At 37.4% G+C, this 24,362-nt stretch carries 22 protein-coding genes and 1 tRNA gene; 18 read left to right on the top strand and 5 right to left on the bottom strand.

What is annotated here, in order from left to right; genetic code table 11:
- Positions 1-432: 432 nt before the first annotated feature.
- A complete protein-coding gene (bshB1, locus tag IPI15_RS07570; RefSeq protein ID WP_287400426.1) occupies positions 433-1,161 on the bottom strand; it encodes a bacillithiol biosynthesis deacetylase BshB1 in 729 nt (242 codons plus the stop codon).
- Between the two features lie 4 nt (positions 1,162-1,165).
- Complete coding sequence (locus IPI15_RS07565) at positions 1,166-1,669, bottom strand: nuclear transport factor 2 family protein (protein ID WP_287419756.1); 504 nt, start codon at positions 1,667-1,669, stop codon at positions 1,166-1,168.
- A gap of 133 nt (positions 1,670-1,802) precedes the next feature.
- Here IPI15_RS07565 and IPI15_RS07560 point away from each other — a divergent pair, with 133 nt between their 5' ends.
- The 3 genes from IPI15_RS07560 (at position 1,803) to IPI15_RS07550 (ending at position 5,578) form a co-directional block, all read left to right on the top strand.
- Complete coding sequence (locus tag IPI15_RS07560; protein ID WP_287400424.1) at positions 1,803-3,359, top strand: YifB family Mg chelatase-like AAA ATPase; 1,557 nt, start codon at positions 1,803-1,805, stop codon at positions 3,357-3,359.
- Between the two features lie 183 nt (positions 3,360-3,542).
- Positions 3,543-4,466 (top strand): glycosyltransferase family 2 protein, encoded by a 924-nt coding sequence (locus IPI15_RS07555; protein ID WP_287400423.1) that lies wholly within the window; start codon positions 3,543-3,545, stop codon positions 4,464-4,466.
- Positions 4,463-5,578 (top strand): glycosyltransferase family 4 protein, encoded by a 1,116-nt coding sequence (locus IPI15_RS07550; RefSeq protein ID WP_287419755.1) that lies wholly within the window; start codon positions 4,463-4,465, stop codon positions 5,576-5,578. Before IPI15_RS07555 ends, IPI15_RS07550 begins: the two co-directional genes overlap by 4 nt.
- A gap of 101 nt (positions 5,579-5,679) precedes the next feature.
- Here IPI15_RS07550 and IPI15_RS07545 read toward each other — a convergent pair whose 3' ends face one another.
- Positions 5,680-6,738, bottom strand: coding sequence for an AI-2E family transporter (locus IPI15_RS07545; protein WP_287400421.1), 1,059 nt, complete (start codon positions 6,736-6,738; stop codon positions 5,680-5,682).
- A 392-nt stretch (positions 6,739-7,130) separates the two neighbouring features.
- Here IPI15_RS07545 and IPI15_RS07540 point away from each other — a divergent pair.
- Positions 7,131-7,201: transfer RNA gene (locus tag IPI15_RS07540), tRNA-Cys, on the top strand.
- Between the two features lie 382 nt (positions 7,202-7,583).
- Here IPI15_RS07540 and IPI15_RS07535 read toward each other — a convergent pair.
- Positions 7,584-8,012, bottom strand: a complete 429-nt coding sequence (locus tag IPI15_RS07535) for a hypothetical protein (RefSeq protein WP_287400420.1) — start codon at positions 8,010-8,012, stop codon at positions 7,584-7,586.
- Between the two features lie 102 nt (positions 8,013-8,114).
- On the opposite strand from IPI15_RS07535, the gene IPI15_RS07530 reads away from it, so the two are divergent.
- The 3 genes from IPI15_RS07530 to IPI15_RS07520 all read left to right on the top strand — a co-directional run bounded on the left by IPI15_RS07530 (position 8,115) and on the right by IPI15_RS07520 (position 11,321).
- Positions 8,115-8,345: a GlsB/YeaQ/YmgE family stress response membrane protein gene (locus IPI15_RS07530; RefSeq protein ID WP_287400418.1), complete on the top strand. Its 231-nt coding sequence runs from the start codon at positions 8,115-8,117 to the stop codon at positions 8,343-8,345.
- 68 nt (positions 8,346-8,413) lie between these two features.
- The gene (locus IPI15_RS07525; protein WP_287400417.1) at positions 8,414-9,481 is read left to right on the top strand and encodes a VWA domain-containing protein; all 1,068 of its coding nucleotides are present in this window, start codon (positions 8,414-8,416) and stop codon (positions 9,479-9,481) included.
- A 73-nt stretch (positions 9,482-9,554) separates the two neighbouring features.
- Positions 9,555-11,321, top strand: coding sequence for a POTRA domain-containing protein (locus IPI15_RS07520; RefSeq protein WP_287419753.1), 1,767 nt, complete (start codon positions 9,555-9,557; stop codon positions 11,319-11,321).
- A gap of 56 nt (positions 11,322-11,377) precedes the next feature.
- Here IPI15_RS07520 and IPI15_RS07515 read toward each other — a convergent pair whose 3' ends face one another.
- A complete protein-coding gene (locus IPI15_RS07515) occupies positions 11,378-12,091 on the bottom strand; it encodes a hypothetical protein (RefSeq protein WP_287419752.1) in 714 nt (237 codons plus the stop codon).
- Positions 12,092-12,467: 376 nt separating this feature from the next.
- On the opposite strand from IPI15_RS07515, the gene IPI15_RS07510 reads away from it, so the two are divergent.
- From IPI15_RS07510 to IPI15_RS07460, 11 genes are all read left to right on the top strand, one after another.
- Positions 12,468-13,013 (top strand): RNA polymerase sigma factor, encoded by a 546-nt coding sequence (locus tag IPI15_RS07510; RefSeq protein WP_287400413.1) that lies wholly within the window; start codon positions 12,468-12,470, stop codon positions 13,011-13,013.
- Positions 13,014-13,481: 468 nt separating this feature from the next.
- The gene (gene mutY / locus IPI15_RS07505; protein ID WP_287419750.1) at positions 13,482-14,534 is read left to right on the top strand and encodes an A/G-specific adenine glycosylase; all 1,053 of its coding nucleotides are present in this window, start codon (positions 13,482-13,484) and stop codon (positions 14,532-14,534) included.
- Between the two features lie 640 nt (positions 14,535-15,174).
- A complete protein-coding gene (locus IPI15_RS07500) occupies positions 15,175-15,978 on the top strand; it encodes a DUF4846 domain-containing protein (RefSeq protein WP_287400410.1) in 804 nt (267 codons plus the stop codon).
- Between the two features lie 89 nt (positions 15,979-16,067).
- The gene (locus IPI15_RS07495; RefSeq protein ID WP_287400409.1) at positions 16,068-16,535 is read left to right on the top strand and encodes an SRPBCC family protein; all 468 of its coding nucleotides are present in this window, start codon (positions 16,068-16,070) and stop codon (positions 16,533-16,535) included.
- A gap of 1,083 nt (positions 16,536-17,618) precedes the next feature.
- The gene (atpB, locus tag IPI15_RS07490; protein WP_287419749.1) at positions 17,619-18,851 is read left to right on the top strand and encodes a F0F1 ATP synthase subunit A; all 1,233 of its coding nucleotides are present in this window, start codon (positions 17,619-17,621) and stop codon (positions 18,849-18,851) included.
- Positions 18,852-19,420: 569 nt separating this feature from the next.
- Entirely contained in the window at positions 19,421-19,618 is a 198-nt protein-coding gene (atpE, locus tag IPI15_RS07485) for an ATP synthase F0 subunit C (protein ID WP_287400405.1), read from the top strand.
- An 87-nt stretch (positions 19,619-19,705) separates the two neighbouring features.
- Positions 19,706-20,215, top strand: coding sequence for a F0F1 ATP synthase subunit B (gene atpF / locus IPI15_RS07480; RefSeq protein ID WP_287400404.1), 510 nt, complete (start codon positions 19,706-19,708; stop codon positions 20,213-20,215).
- A 33-nt stretch (positions 20,216-20,248) separates the two neighbouring features.
- Positions 20,249-20,791, top strand: a complete 543-nt coding sequence (gene atpH, locus IPI15_RS07475; protein WP_287419747.1) for an ATP synthase F1 subunit delta — start codon at positions 20,249-20,251, stop codon at positions 20,789-20,791.
- Between the two features lie 26 nt (positions 20,792-20,817).
- Positions 20,818-22,404 carry a F0F1 ATP synthase subunit alpha gene (atpA, locus tag IPI15_RS07470; RefSeq protein WP_287419745.1) on the top strand — a complete coding sequence of 529 codons (1,587 nt, stop codon included), beginning with the start codon at positions 20,818-20,820 and terminating at the stop codon, positions 22,402-22,404.
- Positions 22,405-22,485: 81 nt separating this feature from the next.
- Positions 22,486-23,373 (top strand): ATP synthase F1 subunit gamma, encoded by an 888-nt coding sequence (gene atpG, locus IPI15_RS07465; protein ID WP_287400399.1) that lies wholly within the window; start codon positions 22,486-22,488, stop codon positions 23,371-23,373.
- Positions 23,374-23,655: 282 nt separating this feature from the next.
- Positions 23,656-24,081 carry a hypothetical protein gene (locus tag IPI15_RS07460; protein WP_287400397.1) on the top strand — a complete coding sequence of 142 codons (426 nt, stop codon included), beginning with the start codon at positions 23,656-23,658 and terminating at the stop codon, positions 24,079-24,081.
- Positions 24,082-24,362: the final 281 nt, after the last annotated feature.

The following is a 24,362-nucleotide window of genomic DNA, read 5'->3' as shown; positions in this document are numbered from 1 at the left end:
AGAAGTCAGAAATTAGTACACATGTAATACTTTGCTTCCAAAATCTAAATAGATAACTTGATGAAAATAGAACAGAGATGATACTAACTTTTATGATAGATCAAAACTCCATATATTTTAGCCACGACCGAGCAAGCAGCATCGCAGATAATTGCACGAATTTGCACGAATAAATTCGTGATAGATGCGAAGCATCATTCGTGTTATTCGTGGCTAATAATTCTTTTTTTGGGCGAATGCTCAAATGAGATTATAAAATTTAAATCTAAACAACATATGTCAAATACTTGAACTATTAAAATTTAGTTTTAGTTATATAGAAGAAGTCAGAAATTAGAAATCAATCTAACTATTTGGTATATAGCAATTTAATAAGCTACTTATAAGCGATTGAGCATAATTTGTCAAGAACGATTCAAATATAGAGAAAAGTTAAGCCTCAGGAAGCACATCAAAGAGGTCATTAACGAGCGTAGGCAACATACTAGTAAACCCTTCTCCCAAAACAACACCACCTGCACGACCCATTTCTCTGGCTCTTGCTTCCAGAAATGCCCAAAAGTCTTCACCACTGATAGGAGTCTTAATATTGTCTTTATTCCAAAAAAATTGTGAAGCATATGCTCTGATGACTTCCATTTTTTGCTCTTGATAAGGGGTGATGTCCACAACTACATTAGGTGCAAGATGCATATCTTGTAAATAGTTCAAGACGATTTTAGGACGCCATCGTTCTATGATCTCACCATCATCATTTCTCAAATCCACTTTAGAAAGCCCACTGATGAATACCGCATCGTTGACCAATTTGGCAGCACGGCCATGGTCCGGATGTCTATCTGAAACGGCATTCGCTAGAATTACTTGTGGTCTTGCCAAACGAATATACCTGGCGACAGCTTTTATATTATCTTCTGAAACAGTAAAGAATCCATCAGCTATTCCAAGATTGGAACGCCATGAGGCACCTATGCGCTTTTTTGCTTCTTCCGCTTCCAGAAGTCTGGTAGGTCCGTCACCGTTTGTGCCCAATTCTCCATGAGTAAGGTCCAGCAATCCAACCGTCTTGCCTTGATGGATCGCTCTAAGCAAAGTTCCTCCGGCACACAATTCAACGTCATCGGGATGCGCCCCGATGGCTAATATATCTACTTTGTACATTTCGTTAATCTTTGAGGATCTCTTCTTCCTTTAATAATTTAAGATAATTTTGAACAACCGCATTAGACACAGCTACATTGAGATTATAATATGATATCAACCACTTCCCTTTGACCTTGCGCATCATACCTGTAGACTTGCAAGGCCCCATCCATGTCTTCAGACTTTCATCAAAAAGGATGGTATTTTTATCATCAAGTGCGGTGTAAATTCTGTTGTAAGCAATAAAATGCCAAGCCTTTTTTCCGTTGAAAAACTTGCCGAGATCTTTCCCCATAGTCGTTCTGGTCCATCTTTCAGTTTCATCGGTTCCAAGGTATAATGCATCTTCGGTCATACGAGAGAAGAATCCAACCGAGTCGCCTGTCGCAGCAGCATGATGCCAAGCATCTATGATTTCGTCAAACTCCTTATTAGATGATGCTACTTGAACATTTGTAAAAGACAAACCAGTGAGTGAAAAGGCTATTGTAAGAAGGTAGAGGAAATTTCCTGAGGTAAATTTCATGGAAAATTGAATTATGTAAATGAAAGATTCGGGATAAAAGTAGAATTATCTTCGTAAAAATAACAAAGTCTGTACATATTAATGCCAAAATGCTTATATTCGCCTACCAATTAATCAAATACACCAAAATATTATGTTAGTAAAAGTTTTTGCTAGTGCTACGCACGGCGTAGATGCCCAAACAATTGATGTCGAAGTAAATTCCGGAGGAGAAATACCAGCCGGCAAACTTGGCTATTTTTTAGTCGGACTCCCTGACAATGCTGTCAAGGAAGGATATATGCGCATTGAAGCTGCTGCCAAAAACAGCGGCATGAAATTACCCCGGATCCGGATGACTGTCAATCTTGCCCCTGCAGATATCCGAAAGGAAGGAGCAGCATATGATCTACCCATCGCCATCGGTATGTTGGCTGCTACAGGTTTTATCAGAAAAGACCTCCTGGATAAATATATCATCCTTGGAGAATTATCACTTGATGGAGCAATACGCCCCATAAAAGGAGCTTTGCCAATAGCTATTCAAGCACGTAAAGAAGGGTTTAAAGGCTTTATATTACCTGCTGAAAATGCACGGGAAGCAGCCATTGTCGATAACCTTGAAGTATTTGCTGCAGATAATTTAAAATCTGTTGCTGATTTCTTCAATGGACATGGCGAACTAAAGCGGGTAGAGGTCAATACCAGAGAAGAATTTTTCGAAAATCAAATGACATATCTGGAAGATTTTGCGGATGTCAAAGGTCAGGAAAACATAAAAAGAGCACTTGAAATAGCCGCAGCAGGTGGGCACAATGTCATACTCATCGGGCCACCGGGAGCCGGAAAAACTATGCTGGCCAAACGTTTGCCAACTATCTTACCCTTGCTTACTTTAAAAGAGGCTTTGGAAACCACCAAGATTCATTCAGTGGCGGGTATTCTATCAAAAGGTGCTTCTTTAATCACACAAAGACCATTTCGGTCACCACACCATACAATTAGTGATGTAGCCCTTGTAGGCGGCGGATCCAATCCTCGTCCGGGTGAAATATCCCTTGCGCACAACGGGGTCTTATTTTTGGATGAATTGCCTGAATTCAAAAGAGAAGCGCTTGAAGTAATGCGACAACCTATGGAAGACCGCAAGGTGACCATCAGTCGGGCCCGCCAGACGATCGATTATCCCGCCAGTTTAATGCTTATAGCCTCTATGAATCCATGCCCTTGCGGATATTACAATCATCCGGAAAAAGATTGCGTATGCGCTCCGGGAATTGTTAAAAAATATTTGAACAAGATCTCTGGACCATTACTTGACCGAATAGACCTGCACGTGGAGGTGACACCTGTTTCCTATGATAAGTTGGCAGATTATGCACCTTCACCTGAAAACAGCACACTAATCAGGGCTCGTGTAGAAGCTGCTAGAAAGGTCCAGGATCTCAGATTTGAATCTCTCCAAGATATATATTGTAATGCTCAGATGCCAGGTAATATGGTCAGAGAAGTATGTCAACTTTCTACGGCGGGAGTCACTTTGCTGAAAAATGCTATGAATAAACTACAGCTTTCTGCACGTGCTTATGACAGAATACTCAAGGTAAGTCGCACGATAGCTGACTTAGAAGGATGTGAAGAGATAAAAATTGAGCATCTGGCCGAGGCTATACATTTCAGGAGTCTGGACAGGGAGAGTTGGGCGGCGTAAATGATATGGAAAGGAATCATATAATTGCATAATATTTTTGAAGTTTATTATCATTTAAAACAATTTTTTTCAATTCATTTGCTTGACACAATCATCGGAGTTTCATTCTAATTTCTAATTTCTTATTTCTAACTTTACTTTTCAAACAGCTACCAATTTTTGAAGTAGTTAAAATTCATTATTTTGGCAAAGAGTATTACATCTATATCCATCTGTATCCCTATCTACAATCAGGATATCAAACCTTTGGTCAGAACTCTTGCAAATCAGGCATCCCTTTTCGCCGGATTTGTCAATATCATTGCAGTGGACGATGCTTCTGAAGAAGTATATAAAAATAAAAACAGGCTTTTAGAGGAAAAATACCAGATCCATTACGAAGAATTATCTAATAATATCGGTAGATCAGCCATACGTAATTATATGGCCTCTATCAGCACAGGAAGCCATTGCCTATTCCTTGATGGAGATTCTATAATCGAAAATCCTGACTTTCTAAAGACTTATCTGGATGCCCTTGAAAAAAATGAAGATGCCGTTTATTGTGGTGGCACTTATTTTCAAAAAGCAAATTACGACGCTAATAAAATGCTTCATTGGACTTACGGAACAAAAGTTATTGCAAAATTGCATTCAACCAGACAGGCGGATGGAAGATTTCATTTTATGTCTTCTAATTTTGTAATTAAAAAGGATGTTTTCAAGTTTATCAGTTTTGACGAAAATATCCGGGAATATGGACACGAGGATACTATTATGGGTTATGAATTGAAGGAACATCAAATAGACGTAATAGGGATAGACAATCCTGTACTTCATGGCTCGCTTGATACAAATGAAGTGTTTTTAGAAAAGGTCAGTCAAAGTGTATTCAATTTAAAAAAACTAAAATTGTCTGGTCATTACGAAAAACCTTTACAAGAAATAAGACTCATAAGGACAGCCGCGAAATTGAGCTTATCTGGATTTGCCGGGATTTATCGATGGTTTTTTGATGCTATTAATGCTTTAGTATTCAAAAATCTGAACGGAGATAAACCATCGTTACGTTTACTGAGTATGTATAAGCTATACTTATATTCCAAAAAAGTGGTCACTGTCTCATGAGAATAGGGTTTGACGCTAAGCGATTATTTCAGAATGCCACAGGGTTGGGAAATTATTCCAGAACACTTGTGGCTAACTTACATAAATATCATCCTGAACATGATATTCATCTCTACGCTCCTAAGTTGGTCAAAAATGAGCGCACTCTTCCATTTTTCAACAAGGGATATAAACCATTTTCACCCAGTGGAATAACCAAGCTTGGCTGGAGAAGCATGGGTGTAGTAAAAGCATTAAAAAACGACGGAATAGAATTATATCATGGTCTAAGTCATGAACTCCCTATTGGTATTAAGAATTCAGGATTGAAAACAGTAGTGACCATCCACGATCTGCTGTATAAATACTTTCCGGAGGATTTTCCACTATTTGACCGATTGATATATGACAACAAGTTTCGATTCGCTTGCGAGCATTCAGACAAAATTATTGCCATCAGTAATGCTACGAAGCAAGATATTATGGAACATTACAAGGTTCCAGAAGCTAAGGTTCAAGTAATCTATCAAACAGTCTCACCTGAATTTTCCAGAGAAATATCAGACTTTGATGCAGAAGAAGTAATTAGAAAATACGCTCTACCTTCTGAATATATTTTGAATGTAGGCTCCATCATCCGCAGAAAAAATCTTGAAATAGTAATCGTCGCAATGGCAATGATGCAGCCTAAAGACAGGATGCCCCTGGTCATCGTGGGGACAGGAGGTACTTATGCTACCATTATAGATCAATTGGTCGAAAAACACAAACTTAAAGACTGGATCATCCGAATCACCGGACCGAAGCTAGAAGAATTAAATATACTCTACAGGAAATCTCATTTTTCTGTTTACCCAAGTTTGATGGAAGGGTTTGGTCTTCCTGTTCTTGAATCAATTATGACTCAAACGCCGGTCATTACGACTCGTCGATCATCATTAATTGAAGCCGGAGGTGATATTGCACATTACATTAATGGAGAAAATGCAGAAGAATTATCTGTTAAAATGATGGAATTAACATACAAATCCAAACATATAGGTGATCCAAAAAATATAAAAAAGCACCTGGATAGATTCGATGCGAAAAAATTAACGGAACAACTGAATGATTTGTACCTGGCAAATGCTTAGAGGAATATTTGCCTAATTGAATTAGCAAACCTTTATTCCTAACCCCAAACCTATGTGCTACAGGGGAAATTGTAGCCCTTGCATTTTACACTTTTAAATCTTTAGATTCCGGGTGGTTCATTCGGAATATTTTCTATCAGGTCCTTAATAACACCAGGTTCATTAGCACCGTATTCTAATTTAAACATTTTAATAAAGATTAAAAAATAGGAGATAATCAGTGGACCGAAGACCAACCCGGGTATACCAAATATATTAAGCCCCATGAATACCCCAAGAAAAGTGACTACCGGATGCACATCTCCCATTTTCTTTGAAATATACATTCTGATCAAATTGTCGATATTACCTAGAACGATGAGACAGCCGATACCAACTACGAGTCCATCCACATATTTTCCCATGGCGAGCAAAACAATAGTGATAGGAAGCCAAATAAGGCCGGTCCCCACCAAAGGAATGATGGAGGCAGCACCTGTGAGGATGGCCCAAAGACCTGCATCAGCTACATCTGCATATTTATACAAGCCAAAAGCAATCAGTCCTTGCACGACAGCTATAATCGGAACACCAACGGCATTTACAAAAGTCATAGATTTCAATTCTTCACCAAGCGTATTTAGGTTTTCTGTACGCATGGGTAAGTATTTGATCAATGACCTTTCAAGTTTCCCATAATTGACAAGGAAGTAATACAGCAGAAAATACATGACCACGATCGTGGTCAGCACGCCGAAAACGTTGTTGAGAACACCACTTAAAACACCTCCAAGATTTTCAGTGATTTTTGAAATCATTTGATCCAGCTTGATATCAATTGGGAGCATTTTTATCTTTTCCATGACCATGTCTTTCAAAGAATTGATCTGATCCGGTTGGCTAATGTAAAAAATAATTTTATTGGCTATGAGTGTTCCCATGAGCGTAAAAGGAAGAACCAAAATAAAGAAGGATAAAAGGATAATTATCAAAGCTGCCAATGTTTTATTCATCTTGCGCTTTTCACATAGTTTCCTCATTTGATTCCGAAACAGCACATAAAAGATCGTTGCGCCAAGTCCTGCCGCGATAAATGAAGTCAGGTTTGTGACTATGACAACCGCAATCCCAAGAATGAGGAAGAAAAATATATACTTTTGGATTAACCGATCACCCGACATAAGTTTCTGTTTATTTGTTTATTCAAATGTAATGGAAAAAATATCAATTGAATAATGAAAGAACACCATGTAATCCTGAATAATTAAATGATGCTAAAAAAATTTAAAGAATATTGAAATTATTATATTGTAACCCGGAAAAGTGAAAGTGTAATAAGAAACTAATAAAGCAGGTTTATAGTGCATTTTCTTTTATGAAATCTGGTTTCAAAAAAAACATATAAAAATATAATTGTCTTAAAAGATCTGCGTTCAAGCCATGATCATTACTCATGTCATACATTATCCGCATTCATTTTGAACTCTCAAGAATGCCCTTAGTTCAAAAAATCCATTACTTCCTTCTTTATTTCAATTTTAGTTTTATCTTTGCAGCCGCTATTAACGAATAGGGTCGGTTGGCCGAGTGGTTAGGCAAAGCTCTGCAAAAGCTTCTACGGCGGTTCGAACCCGCCACCGACCTCCCTTTTATAATGAATAGTGAAAGATGAAGAATGAAAAATAAAAGCTGATCCGACTGCAGAGATTTTTCTAAACTCTATTTTTATATAGAACTTTTCATTCCAGAATCCACTTTTTATTACCCATTACCCATCTGTCTGAACCGCTGATTTAGCTGATTAGGATGATTTTATTGATTTTTTTGCATCATGATATGATTCATTTCTTCTCAAACAACTTATGCAATTTGCTGACGGGAAACGATCTTTCAGACCTATAACTTCTAATTACCGATTACCCATTACTCATTACCTATGAAAAGTGAGAGAGTGAGAAGGTGAGAAGGATAACATTCATACAAACTGATTACTAACCACTGACCACTGACCACTGATTTCTGATTTCTACTGAGTAATATAAGGCAGCGCCGCTATGCAAGCCGGATATTTAGCCTTTATTGAGAAAAGTGCTCCAACCTGGCCTTGCACATCCATATTAGATCCGTGAGAGATCAGTGTATCTTTAGCAGTAACTAAATTAGCTAAATATACCGTATCTGACATGAAATTATCATCGACGATCTTCATGAAAGCTTCTGTATTGTTGGAAATATAAGTATTTATTTTGTCCGTTGATCCCACATCTATACCTCTTTCTTTGAGCGTTGTAACTAATTGTTCATCAATGGTTTTACCGTTTTTATTCTGGCATGCGCACAAGAGATTATAGATTTTCTTCGGGTTATTCCAATCTTCTGCAGGTGTACTGCATGAAACCATTAGCATCATTAATAACGTTAGTGCTTTTAATTGAGTCACATATTTGCTTTTCATATACTTCTTTTATATCTTTGTCAAGAGAGGTCTAGTTATAACGCAATGTACGACTTCTTATTCCATGTGTATACTATTCTTTAACCATTAAATAATTACTTTATGTTGTGGACATTAATTATTGGCGGTATAGCCGGATTTATTGGAAGTTTACTTTTTAAAGGTACCGGCAGTGGTATTATCATTAACATCGTGCTGGGTATTCTTGGCGGATGGTTCGGTGGGTGGATATTCGGACAACTTGGGTTTACAGGTCCCGGATATTTCTTTACTGCGGTAATCGGAGCATTTTTACTTTGTTGGATTTTTAGTTTATTCTCTAAAAGAGCTTAGTTTTTATCGAATTATCTGACATTCTGACTTTTCCTGAGGACGACCTTCTAAAAAAATGGTCTCTCATTTTGAGCATTGATCCTGCCAAGGATGATGAGTTTGAAGAGGTAGAATGGAATGAAGAAGATCATACTATAGACAAGGCCCTTGGCTGGGTGTATGGAGGCGACTCCGGCAGCGGCCAGGGCCGTTCTATGAAAGTCAATGAATGGTTAAGAGATATTGACTTGTTTTTCCCCCCTCAGGTTGCATCCGTCCTTCAGAAAGACGCAGTTACCAAATTCGGTCTGGAACTATTGTTGAAAGATGATACCTTCATCAAGCATATTATTCCGGATATTCACTTGGCCGTCGCCATTCTAAAAATGAAAGGGCTGTTGCCTGACCAGGCAAAACATAAAGCCAGACTTATAATCGACGAATTAGCAAAAAAGCTCATCGAAACCCTCTCCTTTAATACTACAGCTGCCATTGGCCGTGCACTGAGGTCTCCTTTACTGAATCGAAAACCTAAGTATAATCACATTCATTGGCATAAAACTATTTATAAAAACCTTCACACCTACCTGCCCGACACCCGTTCTGTCATCCCCGAAAAGTTGATCGGCAGACAAATGAGGCAAAAATCAATTGATACTATTTACATATTAATCGATCAGTCAGGATCTATGTATGAATCCCTGATTTATGCAGCGATATATGGTTGCATATTCAGCAGGATACCTGCACTCAACACACATCTGATTCTTTTTGATACAGAGATCGCCGACGTTAGTGGTCAGCTTTCTGACCCTGTGGACGTTTTGTTTTCTACTCATATGGGAGGTGGCACAGATATTGGCAAAGCTTTTCAATACGCCCTCCAAAGTTGCCCAAATCCTGAGAGATCTTTACTTGTACTTATTTCGGATCTCGATGAGACGGAAGATGTGGACAGCATGCTTGCCACTACAAAAATCGCTTCGGATACCTTCAAAAAGATACTGGTAATTCTAGCTCTGAATCAAGAAGGAAAGGCCACCTGGAATAAAGAAATAGCTGAGATTTATACAGCACTTGATATCACATGTGTAGCATCTACGCCTGAACAGTTTCCAGAACTTTGCGCTCGAGAAATTATTTTATCCCGCTCTTAGACATTTTCTTTGTTCTATCTTCGTTATTCCTTGTGAACAATCCTTTGCCTTGCCAATACGATTAATACATATTTTGATCTTTTTACTACTGCCTTCCTTGAGCTCCTGGGGTCAGCGTATTCTGCTTCACGGATTGGTGGATACTAGCAATATTTCCATTTTTGTAGATAAACTTGTTAATACTAAGGATCAAGATATATTCAAGTTATATGCGCCTATCGAAGCATTGATAGATAAACTTCACCAAAAGGGATACTTTTCAGCATCACTGGATTCGATGAAGTTGGATAGTATGGGGATAAATCTCTATTTTTTTCAGGGAATTAAATATAAAATCGACCAGGTTAGAGTTGAGGAACTCTATGGAATGATCAAAGCAGATACGCTCAGACTTTCATTATTAACTCCCTACAAGGCTGACTCTATCATTCAGATCACAAAGAAACACTTACTAGAGTCGATGCTTCTGCTTGGCTATCCATTCGCTTCTATCAATATAATTACAGAGAATACTGATACGAACTCTATATCAATTAGGTACAGAGTAATCCCGGGTAAAATATACCCTGTAGGTGGTCTTCATGTAGTGGGAAATCTGAAAATATCAGATTATTACATTGAAAAAATGATAAGTCTGGAAAAAGGAAGCCCCTATGATCCCGGTATTTTGAAAAAGGCTTCTTCCAAGGTTCGCGAATTAACTTTTGCAGAACAATATCGGGCACCTATGGTGGTTTTTGCAGAAAACAAAGCTTATCTGGCCTTGTTTTTGAATAAAAAAAATGTCAATCGATTTGACCTGTTAATTGGCGTCCAGCCAAATACCAGTAATATTCCCGGCGTTAGCAATAAATTGCTTTTGACTGGAAATGCTACGATCGAACTAGTGAATCAATTTGGCCAGGGAGAAAAGATCCTGGGTGAATACTTTCAACCATCCGCCATGAATCAACAGCTCAGATTGGAGGCAGAATATCCGTTTTTGCTCTCTACACCGATTGGATTGAAGGGTGCATTCAAATTATATCGGGCGGATTCGGCCTTCTTGGAAAAAATATTCGAGGTTGGTACTCAATATTATTTTGATTTTGACAGTAAGTTAGAAGCATTCTGGAACAGACATCAGTCCGATATCGGCACAGTTGATACTCAGTCTATAATTTTGACAAAAAAACTACCGGCTAACCTCGATTACAAAACAGATTATTTCGGTCTGAATTACAATATTCAGAAGCTTGACTTCCGTCTCAATCCGAGAAAGGGATTTTCCATCGACCTTAAGATGGGTGTGGGTAAGCGGAACATCTTAAAAAGCGACAAGATCCTTTCCATACGTGGTGCAGATCCTCAGTCATTTAATTACAAGACACTATATGACACTGTCACATTGACATCAACGCTATTCAAACCTCAGCTGGATGCTAGATTTTATCTGCCAATGTTTAAGAGGCTCGCATTTATGGTTCGTGCCAATGGCGGGCTGATCTCTGGTCCAAAGCTTGTTTATAACAACGAAAAGTTTAGGATTGGTGGTAACAAGACATTGAGAGGGTTCAATGAACAATCAATTTATTCTGTAGGATATCTTGTCGGAACAACTGAATTAAAAATGGTGCTGGACGAATTAAGTTCTGTATTTTTATTTGCTGATAATGCACTAATAAATAATACGGACACCCAACTTGACAATTTTTACTGGAACCTGGGAATAGGAGCGGGGATTAACTTTGGTACGAAGGTAGGTGTATTCGGACTAAGTGTGGCTCTTGGGAAAAACAAGACAGTTCCATTTGATTTCACGGCGGCTAAGATCCATTTTGGGTATCAAAGTTTATTTTAAACTTCTATCGTATTGATAGAAATAAGAAGGAATTAGCTAAATTCTAATGTTCACTTTTAGATAAGGGATTTTGGATTGATTCCCAAGATAAATTTTGAGTAAAAATAATTTAGTCTGAGATTATAATTAGCTATCTTTTTTATAAGCGCAGATTTAACGGCAGTTGGCTTTCCATAGTCAAAAGTAAAATTAAACAACATTTTACTGCCTGGTATTTGAATTTGTTTTGGCACTTCGGTAAAATCAGGTGTCAATAAGCGAAAATCCTGATTTGAACGACCTGAAGAGGTTGTATAATCCATGTAGCCAAAGACTAAGTATTTAGCATTTCCGATACCTAGAATCGGATCCATTTCCATGTTTACATTCAGAAAAGAAGCATTGTTTTGGTCAATATTTGTTTCTGAGTAATCCTTGTCGTAAATAAAGCGGACTTTTGAAAACTTATAAACACTATCTATGGAAGCAATTAAGATTTGATTGAAGTTATCTCGCGCTGATATGATAACTTTGAGTTCAGCTTGCGCCATTTTGATCTCCTTCGGACTACTTGCTTTATCCTCCATTATTTTGGTAAAATACAATATTTGTGCTTGGTTATAATGAAGTCTAACAATTAAATATCCATCTTTTAAATCTTTTATCAAAGTTTGTGCGTAGTTAAGATGTTGGGATTTATCTAAAGTCAGTTTTCGAATGATTTGTCCCTCTGAAAAGAAGGTTTGTATAAATAATATAAAAAAAAGTCCACTTTTGAGCACTTTTGACATCGAAGTATGTGTTAATGGTAGAACGTAAAGATAAAATTTTAGAATGAGCTGTTATGTTTTCTTTGAAACCTAAGCTTATCATTTTACAGCAATATTACTTCTTTATTCGAAGATGCTAATAATGATAAAATTCTAGTATGTCAAATTGGCGTAAAAAAAACTTGGCGCACTATTTGCATTCATTCTAAATACGACTTTCAATTATTTTTGAAACTTTAACAAAATCTTAAAGAAGACTTAAAAGACTGATAATCATTATATTAATGTCATTATAAGAATTTTTATTAACACGAATAGTATCAATTTAAAGATTTTGTTTAACGTTTATAGCGTTAGAGTTAAACAAAAGATTAATTTTACATCAAAACAAGCAGATATGTCAATTATAGAGTTTAACAAGAAAATAGATAATGTATCCCAATACTTACATTCTTTTGCATTGAATCTGACAAAGAATTCTGAAGATGCTAAAGATTTGTTTCAGGAGACAACATACAGAGCGTTGGTCAACAAAGACAAGTTCGCTCCCGATACCAACCTTAAAGCATGGTTGTTCACGATTATGAAAAATATTTTCATAAACAACTATCGCAAGAAGATGAAGGCAAATACCATCATGGACAGTACAAATAATCTGTATTATCTCAATGCTGGTGGCGCTGAGCACAATCAAGGCGAAACAAATATGTTTATAAAAGAATTGAACGAAATGATAGAGCGTCTTGATGGATCTCTGAGAGTTCCTTTCATGTTGCACTACGAAGGATTCAAATATCAAGAGATAGCTGACGAATTGGAATTACCATTGGGTACCATAAAAAGTAGAATATTCTTCGCTCGTAAAGAACTGAAAAAAGTAATTAAGGACCGATATAGTAACATCTTTGATATCCGTATCAAGGATAACCGTAAGGCGGTCTAACTAACAACCGATTTTTTAATAGAATTTATTTCTTGTTTGCAGGGAACAAAGTACTTATTTTGTTCCCTGTTTGATTTTATTGACTTTTGGAGCGAGGGTATGTTTATAAATAATACTTTTTGAAAACCTATTTGAGTGTGAATAATTAGATCTTATCGATTATTAGTTGAGAATATGCAAAATAAATTTTGCGGACACCAGAACGTAGGTTAACCTACGCTCAGCGTTTCATAGCGAATGACGGATAATAATTTAAAGTTAAAACTATGATCGTGAAGGTTCGTCATAGGTTAACCTGCGTCGGGGTGTCACCAAAGTTTCACTTTGACATAAAAAATATTTGGTTTAGATAATAGAAGGGTGCCATTAAACGGGGTGTCAAGCTTATTGGTTATTTCCGTTTTTTGCGATATAAAAATGTAAAAAAATTCTATGTATTTTACGCATACATTTGAAAACTAATTGATTTTGGCTGAAGCTCTACTTAAATCCATCTTTAAAAAAATACTCCTTGATTGGTATGATCCTGCAGCCAGGCCTATGCCATGGAAAGATGAAAAAAATCCTTACAAAATATGGATATCTGAAGTAATATTACAACAGACTCGCGTCGAGCAGGGCTGGGAATACTATAAAAGATTTATAGATAAATTTCCTGACGTTTTTTCTTTGGCTAATGCACCGATTGAAGACGTTTTGAAGCTTTGGCAAGGACTCGGATACTACAGTCGTGCGAGAAATCTACATAAAGGAGCACATCAATTGGTATCAAATTATGACGGCGAAATGCCGCGTTCTTTCAATGAAATACTTGCTCTAAGTAGTGTTGGTCCATACACTGCCGCCGCGATAGCGTCCTTTGCTTATAATATGCCACATGCGGTAGTCGATGGCAATGTGATCCGCATCATTTCAAGGATATTTGGAATAGACACACCTTTCGATACATCAGTTGGTCAGAAATTATTCAAACAGTTGGCAGATGAATTGCTGGATCGGCAGCAAGCCGGCAGATATAATCAAGCCATCATGGATTTTGGTGCTACAGTTTGCACTCCATCGAATCCTAAATGTGCTGAATGTCCATTTAGCCAAGATTGTGTTGCTTTTTTAAGTGGTAAGACGAGTGAACTTCCTGTAAAGTCAAAAAAAATAAAGAAAAGAGAAAGGCATTTCAACTACTTTGTATTTCAGCATCAGGATGAATTTTTAGTATTTCAAAGAGATACAAAGGATGTCTATTCTGGAATGTATGAATTTTATCTGTGGGAGCATGAAACAATTATTAGTGATGATATAATAAAACTTAAAATCGAAGATATGCTCAACAAACCGGTTAGTTTCACAAAATTCAGTCTTAACAAACCACATATTCTTACTCATCAGCGCTTATTTATTCACTTCTTTCAATTTAATTTAAATCACAAACTTTCCTTAGAAGGCGGAAGTTGGAGGACATTAGGTAATTTAAAAAAATTACCTGTTCCAAAATTTATACATGATTATATGGAAAGGCTTTGATTGATTTTGGAGAAAAAGTATAGTTTTTGATAGAGGATCTTTCCGATGGAATGTATATCACCTTTTGAGTAGGGCCATTCAGTTCTATCAAATCGTTATGTGTAAATTGTTGAATATCAACAATTCCAAAAGAAGATGAAAGAAAGTCGCAACTTCCCCTCTGGCTGAGGGGTGGCGGCCAATGTCATTAAGTTAAGCAATTAAAATTAATAATCTATTACTGACAATATTTCGGTGCGCTGCACCTGATAGGCTATCAATTTTATTTCTATAAATATCACTGTGCGCTGCACCTTTGCTTTTCTTCCAGGTGCAGCACACCACAATATTTATAGAGTTCGTATTAAGCTTGCTCCAATGTGCAGCGCACCGAGATATTTTGAATGAACTTATGACCTTAACTTAATGACATTGGGGTGGCGGCAGCCGGGGTGTCAATTATTGCAATGTTTCTGTTGATCTAAGAAATAATTAGAACTTAATCTAAAATATTTATCAACGAGTTACATATTAAAGTTTTAGAGAAGAGAATGACCCTGATCCCTAGGAGGAGTCCTTTAATGTAACATAAACCTAGAAGGAATATTTAAGCAATTTCCAACTTACCATTACGTTATATATCCAATATAACTTAGCCCTTATGCTCCCGATCCTCTTCTCATTTCTGATTTCACTATTTGCGGCATCTTGTTCTTCCAACGAATCGCCATTAGCACTCGAAAAAGAAGATGTGAATAATGTTGCTAAGGAGAATGACCTACACGAAACTATTGTAGGCCGTTTTTCCCCACCTTTAGGATATAAGAGGGTATCTTTAGAAAAAAACTCCTTTGGTTACTATCTCCAACACCTACCTTTAAAAGAAAAAAATGCTCTTGTTACATATTATAATGGTAATCAAAAAGCGAATAACAGTGTGTACTTAGGTGTAGTTGATTTACCTATCGGCAATAAGAATTTACATCAATGCGCTGATGCTGTCATCAGACTGCGAGCAGAATATTTGTTTGCACAAAAAAAATATGCCGACATCCACTTTACTTTTCTGTCAGATGGCAAACCTCGATATTATGAAACATTTGTAAATGGTGACTACAGCTATGCGACTTTTTGGAAATACCTTGAGCACGTATTTGAATTTGCCAATACGACCTCACTTTCAAACGAATTGAAGACCGTCAATTCCTCCTCTGATATTAAAATAGGTGATGTCTTAATTGAAAAGAAAATACCTTATGGACATGCTGTCATTGTAGTAAATATGGCTTTTGATAATACCGGAAAAAAGAAAGTGATGCTTGCCCAAAGTTATATGCCTGCCCAGGAGATCCAGATCCTCATCAATCCCGCCAACCCTTCATCTGTGTGGTACGATGTTAAAGAAGCTTTCATTACTCCGGAATGGAATTTCAAGAAGGAGCATTTAAAAAGGTTCAATCTATAATATTCAACTTGAATTTTATTATAAATAAAATAAATTTCATTGGGACATAACCTTAATTCGTAAAGAGTGTTAAGTGAATAAAAGATTTTATGGCTTTTTATCAATTTTCAAAAACCCAAAAATTTAATGCCACGATCGACGAATTGTGGGCATTCATATCCGACCCTGGTAATCTTAAATTGATCACTCCTCCTTCCATGGGTTTTGAAGTTACTTCAGGAAAAGCTGAAAGAGAAATGTATCCCGGCATGATCATCACTTATTTTGTACGTCCTTTATTTGGTATCAAGATGCGTTGGGTCACCGAAATCACTCAAGTTAATGACAAAGAATATTTCGTAGATGAGCAGCGATTAGGGCCTTATACGATGTGGCATCATCAACACCGATTGATACAAACTGAAGACGGTGTATTGATGGAAGATACGGTGAGCTACATTCCACCATTTGGTTTTTTAGGTGCTATTGCAAATTCACTGATCATCCGATCAAAGTTGGAAGAGATATTTGCATTCAGGACGAAGGTGTTAGAGGAGAAGTTTCGAAAGTTAAATTAAAGAGATTAAAAAAGCTTTCTAATCAAATAATTTACCTTGGACTAAAGTCCAATCATACTCATCTTTGATCCGTTGACTAAAGTCAACGGCAAATTATATGGTGCCTTCCTCACATAAATATAACAATTAAAGGATATTTCAGGAATAGAATTGAGCTGATCTTTACATAGCTGCTGTCAAGTCAGTGCAGCATTTGACAATTTCAAATCTCTCAGTGCACCTTAAAAAAAGCAACTATTGGAATCAAATCTAGAAAATCAAGGTGCAAACTTTTATGAGTAAAAATCAAAAGCCTATGAGAATCTCTGTGATACAAACTTACAGCTCTTCTTTGCCTTTAACCACCTGAATAATTTTCACAAAAGAAATTACACTGATTCTTTCCTAGATACTGGCTGATCGGTGCAGCATTTGACGATAGTCAAATTAGTTAGTGCTCTTAAAAAATTTAGTATTGAAGTTAAAACTACAAGATCTAGGGGTCAGACTTCTTAAAAACAAATACCAAAGACCTTTGTGCAACTTTGTGTTAAAACCCCATCCACTTTCAAGCAAAAGCGCAGAACGAGGCCATGTAAAAACCTCAGAGTAAATTAATCTTGAATCCAAAAATCCTAATATTTAAAGAAAAGACTGATAGTTGTAACATTTGAAAAGGTCAACTTCTCAGTGCTCCTCAATAATGCCAAATCGAAGTATAATTTCAAAATTAAGCGCTATTCTAAAATAGAATTACAATCAAAAACCTCCATGAATCTCTGTGATACCCCAAACACCTTCCCTTTACTAAACTCTTTTTCATTACTCTTTAAAACTTTACTTGACCCATTTCATTCTATATAAAATTTCGCTTTTCTCCATCCCGACATCAAAAATATTTGGACAATTCAGCCTCAAAAGGAATTATCATTAACCATTGTCTTTGAACAAATTACCTCAAATTATCCAACTAAACAGTTACTTTTGTTAAAGCCAAAAAAGCAATGTTTAAAATGCTTGGATATATTGACATCAAAACTTACCTTTGTGGCGAATTTTGAAAAACCTGCATAAAACCTTTGTGGGCAAAGCAAAAGAAAGCATATGACCAAGTTGAATACATCTTTAAATAAATATTTTTCAGGAATAACCCTGATGATTTTCTTTGTTTTAGGCATGATGTCTCAGTCATTTGCCCAGGAAAACACTGCAGACCACAAAGAAACTTTAAAAGAAGAAGTTGTTGCCATCTCTCATGAAGCCCATGAGGCTGAAGAAGAGTTCAAAATGCAGGACATGATCTTCAACCACATCAACAACTCTAATGAATTCCATCTATTTGGCCATATAGCTATTCCTCTTCCTTGCATTCTTTACTCAAAAGAAGATGGATTCACGACTTTCCTTTCTTCAAAGTTACACCACGGATCTAAAGCATACAACAGATATGTACTTGATCATGGAACAGTAAAGAGATTACCTGTTGGTTTTCCTGAAGGCGAAGTTGAAATAGGCCACCTGACACATGAAAAAGTTGATAAAGTCGAGATCACTAAGTTGATGCACGATGGCAAAGAATACGAAGTTGAAGGCGCTTCTACCCTTATGAAGTTTACATCTTATTACGATTTCTCTATTTCTAAGAATGTCTTCACGATGCTGCTTGCGGCCGTCATCCTTTGTTTGATATTCTTTTCTGTAGCAAATGCTTACAAAAAGAGACCGGGTCAAGCGCCAAAAGGTCTTCAGAATTTCATGGAAGTCATCGTCAACTTTATCATTGATGAAGTGGCTAAGCCAATGTTGGGCAATAGATACATGACTTACCTGCCTTATCTATTGACGATATTCTTTTTCATCACCACTATCAACCTGATGGGATTGATTCCCTTCTTTCCTTTCGGAGCTAATGTAACAGGTAATATCGCCACTACAATGGCTCTAGCCGTTTTGACGTTTGTAATCACCAATATCAATGGTAACGGTGCCTATTGGAAACACATCTTCTGGATGCCGGGTGTTCCTGTGCCGATGAAGTTGTTCCTAGCACCAATAGAATTTATGGGTGTATTCATCAAGCCTGTTTCTTTGATGATACGACTTTTCGCTAACATTACAGCGGGTCACGTAATCATATTAAGTTTGGTTGGCTTGATCTTTGTATTCGGTAAGGTAGGAACAAGTATCGCCGGAGCAACCACAGGTGCTTTGGTCGCAATACCTTTTACCATGTTTATGAACTTAATAGAAGTGATAGTTGCCCTTATACAGGCATTTATCTTTACGATATTATCAGCAAGTTATTTTGGTGCAGCGACGGAAGAAGCGCATCACTAGGAAATGGTGAATTATAAATGATAAATGAGGCGCAGAGGGAAATTGTAGCGAAGAGTAATTGTTAGTTATTAATTGTTAATTGTTATTCTTTAGCACAGAATAAAGATTAGATAAGGGGCCCGAGTTAGGCAAAGAATAAAATCGGAGAAAAAGTTTTCCGCTTCAAATAATAAAATATGGTTTTGCACGGCCTAAAGCTTATAGCCTAATGCCTATTGCCATATAATCGAAGCACGAAAGTCAGGAATTAAAGGTAAAGATCGATCTCAGCATCCTTCTCACCTTCTAACCGCCTCACCTTCTAACTTTTTAAAATGATAAATGGGGCGCAGAATATAAGGTTCTGATAAGATTTGAAATGAAGCTCTGAAAGAGCGTTTCCCCACAGCGAATTGCGAAAGCTGTTCGCGACAAAAAATAAAAACATCAGAAAAAAAGTTTTCTGACCAAAAGTTAAAAACCAAGAATCTAAGAATCAAAGAGAGTGCTCAATCTGCGCCTTATTCTAACTTCTACCTTCTAACTTCTAACTTTTTAAACCGTATTTTAACAAACTAAATATATACATTATGTACGCAGCTATTGGAGCAGGATTGGCAGCTATCGGTGCCGGAATTGGTATCGGTCTTATCGGCGGTAAAGGTATGGAAGCTATTGCTCGCCAGCCTGAAGCAGTTGGAGATATCCGTAACAACATGTTGATCTTCGCGGCATTCGTAGAAGCGGTAGCGCTTTTCGCCGTGGTGGTAGCTTTCCTTGGTCTATAATACCGGGAAACAAAAATCTTGACCCGTTGAGAAGACGGTTGGTCCATCACCGGGTCTTTTTTAGTAAAAACATCAATCTAATATAATATGTTATTAGCCGAATTTAATGTAATCAAGCCGGATCCGGGGTTATTCTTCTGGACAGTAATTATTTTCGTTGTACTTTGGTTTATCCTTGGCAAAAAAGCTTTCGGACCAATCGCCAAAGCATTGAAAGATCGTGAGGATTCAATCAAAGATGCATTGGCTCAGGCCGATGTAGCACGTGCGGAGATGAGCAATCTTAAGTCTGAAAACGAGCAATTACTTGTTGAGACTCGTCAGGAAAGAGCTGCCATGCTTAGAGAAGCAAAAGATTCTGCCAGTCAGATCGTTGCTGAAGCTAAGAACAAGGCTAAAGACGAAGCAAACCGTATCCTTGCAAGTGCCAATCTTGAGATAGAAAATCAAAAGAAAATGGCCATCACTGAAGTTAAAAATCAGGCAGGACTTATGGCTGTACAGATCGCTGAGACAGTGATCAAAAAACAATTGAGCAATGACAATGCACAGGTCGAACTGGCGCAGTCTCTTGCCAATGATATCAAACTTAACTAATAAGTTTATTTTTTAAATAGAAATTTAATATAAATGTCTGTATCACAAGTTGCTTCCCGCTATGCCAAGTCCCTTCTGGACCTTGCTGTAGAACAGGGCAAGACCGAGATCGTAAAGGCAGATATGGCTAATTTTCATGAAGCACTAAAGAGTCGCGAACTCGTTTTGTTGCTGAAAAGCCCTATCATCTATCCTGATAAGAAATTGGCTTGTTTAAAAGCCATTTTCGAAGGAAAGATCGACGCTCTTACACTTGCATTTTTCAACCTATCAGTTAAAAAAGGTAGAGAGTCGCTGTTGATAGATATAGCTGATGAATTTAATACTCAGTACAACACTAAGTTCAATATAGCTTTAGTCAAAGTTACTTCGGCTACAGCATTGGATGCATCTACCACAGAAATTATCCTCAACAAGGTTAAGTCAATGATCGGCGATAACAAAACGATACAGTTAGAGACTAAAATTAACCCTGCACTTATAGGTGGTTTTATCATTGAATTCAATGGTAACTTATACGATAGCAGTGTCGCTTACCAGATGAACAAATTGAAACATTCATTCTCCAATAATTAATAACATAATTTAAATTTATAATAGCCATGGTTAGTGTTAAACCTGATGAAATTTCAGCAATTCTAAAACAACAACTTTCAGGTTTCCATACAGAAGCTGAATTGGAAGAAGTAGGTACAGTATTGCAAGTGGGTGATGGTATCGCCCGTGTATATGGTCTTACCAATGCAGGAGCTGGTGAGCTCGTAGAATTCGAAACAGGCGTACAAGCCATCGTTTTGAACCTTGAAGAAGATAACGTAGGTGTGGTTCTATTGGGATCATCTGACGGAATCAAAGAAGATTCTAAAGTAAAAAGAACAAAAACGATCGCTTCTATCGAAGTCGGTGAAGGTTTATTAGGCCGTGTGGTAAATCCACTTGGTCAACCTATCGACGGAAAGGGAGAGATCACCGGTACTAAATATAAGATGCCAATAGAGCGTAAAGCTCCGGGTGTTATCTTCCGTCAACCGGTTACTGAGCCACTTCAGACAGGTATCAAAGCGATCGATGCGATGATTCCAATCGGTAGAGGACAGCGTGAATTGATCATTGGTGATCGTCAGATCGGAAAGACTGCCATTGCCATTGATACAATCATTAACCAAAAGGAATTTTATGACAGAGGTGAGACTGTTTACTGCATCTATGTAGCATGTGGTCAGAAAGCATCTACTGTAGCTCAGGTAGCAAAAGTTTTAGAAGAAAATGGTGCAATGCCTTATACTTGTATCGTTGCTTCTTCTGCAGCTGATCCAGCTCCACTTCAGTTTTATGCTCCATTCTCCGGTGCATGTATTGGAGAATTCTTCCGCGATACAGGACGTCCAGCATTGATCATTTATGATGATTTATCTAAGCAGGCTGTTGCTTACCGTGAGGTTTCTCTTCTATTGAGAAGACCTCCGGGGCGTGAGGCTTATCCTGGTGATGTATTCTACCTTCACTCCCGTCTTTTGGAGCGTGCGGCTAAGATCATCAGCAATGATGAAATGGCTCAAAGCATGAACGACCTTCCTGAATCTTTGAAGGCTTCAGGTCTTGTAAGAGGTGGTGGTTCATTGACTGCACTTCCGATCATCGAAACACAAGCGGGTGACGTATCAGCATATATCCCGACAAACGTGATCTCGATCACTGATGGTCAGATATTCCTTGAGACCAACTTGTTCAACTCAGGTATCAGACCTGCGATCAACGTGGGTATCTCAGTGAGTCGAGTGGGTGGTAATGCTCAGATCAAGTCAATGAAGAAAGTATCTGGTACTTTGAAACTTGATCAGGCTCAATACCGTGAATTGGAAGCATTTGCTAAGTTCGGTTCCGACCTTGATGCCGCTACTAAGTCTGTATTGGACAAAGGAGAACGTAACGTGGAAGTATTGAAACAAGCTCAGTATTCGCCGGTATCTGTAGAGAAACAAGTTGCGATAATCTATCTTGGTTCAAACAACTTATTGAAAGATATCAAACCAACGAATGTAAGAGATTTTGAAGAAAATCTATTCTCAATCCTAGACAAGAGCCATCCTGAAATGCTTAAGAATTTCAAGGCAGGTAAATTGGAAGAAGCAGATCTTACAGCATTGAAAGCAGTTGCAGCGGATCTTTCAAAACAATACGCTAATTAATTAGTATTATAATAATTATAATAATGGAAGTGATGAATGTTCATTCATTTAGCCTTCCATCATCAATAATAGCATAACAAAATGGGTGCGAATTTAAAGGAAGTAAGAGAGAGGATTAAGTCGGTGATATCGACTCAACAGATCACAAAAGCCATGAAAATGGTTTCTGCTGCCAAGTTGCGTCGTGCACAGCAGGCCATCGTCCAGTTGAGACCTTATAGTGAGAAGCTCAATGAGATGTTGTCCAACATCCTTTCCAATCTAGATGGAGACGGCTCATCTGTTTACAATACAGAAAGAGAAGTTAAGAATGTAGCTATCGTCGTGGTGACCTCTAATCGTGGTCTTGCGGGTGCTTTGAATACCAACATCAGCAAAGCTGCTACAGAGATCGCTCAACGTAAATATCCTGCACAACTTGCTTCGGGCAATGTAACATTTATATCTATTGGTAAAAAGGGTGGTGAATATGTACGTCGCGTGCACAAGAATTCACCATTGATTCTAGAGCATGTAAATGCATTTTCTAATCTTGCATTTGCCAACATCGCTCCAATAGCGAATGGAATAATGGAAGAATTTGCCAAGGGAAAATACGACGCAGTAGAGATCGCTTACAGCAAGTTTAAAAATGCTGCGACACAGATCTTTGAAGCAGAGCAATTCCTTCCTGTAAAGAAAATGCCGGTAGACATCAACGCAAGCAAGAAAAAGGCAGATTACATCTTTGAGCCTGATCAGGAATCATTGTTGGAATATCTTGTTCCTACGATCCTTCAGACACAGTTTCACAAGACATTGTTAGACACACATGCTTCAGAACATGGAGCGCGTATGACAGCGATGGACAAGGCGACTGAGAATGCAGACAGTTTACTAAAAGAATTAAAGATCAACTACAACAAAGCCCGTCAGGAAGCCATCACGAACGAACTTTCAGAGATCGTCGCCGGTGCAGCAGCCTTATAATTTGATTTAACAACTATAACTCAAAATAATAGATAGAGGGTCCGATGTGAAAGCGCCGGACTTTTTTTAAAATTTAATAAAACAAATTAATCAATATGAAAACAATCTTTAAAGTTATATTATGTTCTTTTTTAATTTCATTTATAAGTAATGATAAAAGAAATTAAGACCGCGTTATTTTTCACATAATTTTTCTCCCTTAATTTATGAATTCAGAGATTCTTTATCTAATTCTGGATATAATGCGATAGTTACAAAATCAGGAAAACCACTTTGGGTCATATGAAATATTATAAATTATTTGTTTTATTTGTTTTAGTAGCTTGTAGTTCGAATAAAAATAAGTTTGAAACATTTGATTATCAAAAAAGCAATAATCCCTGGATCACTGCATTTAAAGACCAAGTGTTTTTTTCAAGTTTGAGGGAAAGTTATCAGAATGACACTATTTTTGATCTCATTGGTAAGAAAGATGCATTTAACACATATGATGGATTGGATTTAGAAAATATAGCATTAGCAAAGTCATTGGCAAAAAATATGGTGAACAATATTCCGATAGCTACAATGTGCGAAGGTTGTGGAAAAGATCAGAAGTATTTTATGGCTAATTGTCTGCATTATTATCAAAGTCGTGAATTGGATTCTATTGCTCACGCAGAGTTTGAAAAGTTTAAGAGCAGGCAGGATAAATTATATGAGAATTGAAGATCAATTACAACAAAGCCCGTCAGGAAGCCATCACCAACGAACTTTCAGAGAACGTAGCCGGTGCAGCTGCCTTATAATGTGATTTAACTACTATAACTCAAAATAATAGATAGAAGGGTCCGATGTGAAAACGTCGGACTTTTTTTTATTTTCCCCCTTTGGAGGGTGAACGACGCAGAAAAGGTGCCTAAGCGACCTTTTCAAGGAAGTGAAACGAAACGAAGTGCAAGTCCCTACTTGCACAAAGTGAAGTCAGAACACAATTGGGGGACGAAATT

It is taken from the genome of Candidatus Brachybacter algidus (assembly GCF_016707225.1).
In the GTDB taxonomy this organism is placed as follows: domain Bacteria; phylum Bacteroidota; class Bacteroidia; order Chitinophagales; family Saprospiraceae; genus Parvibacillus; species Parvibacillus algidus.
This window is presented reverse-complemented; position numbering and strand designations above follow the sequence as displayed.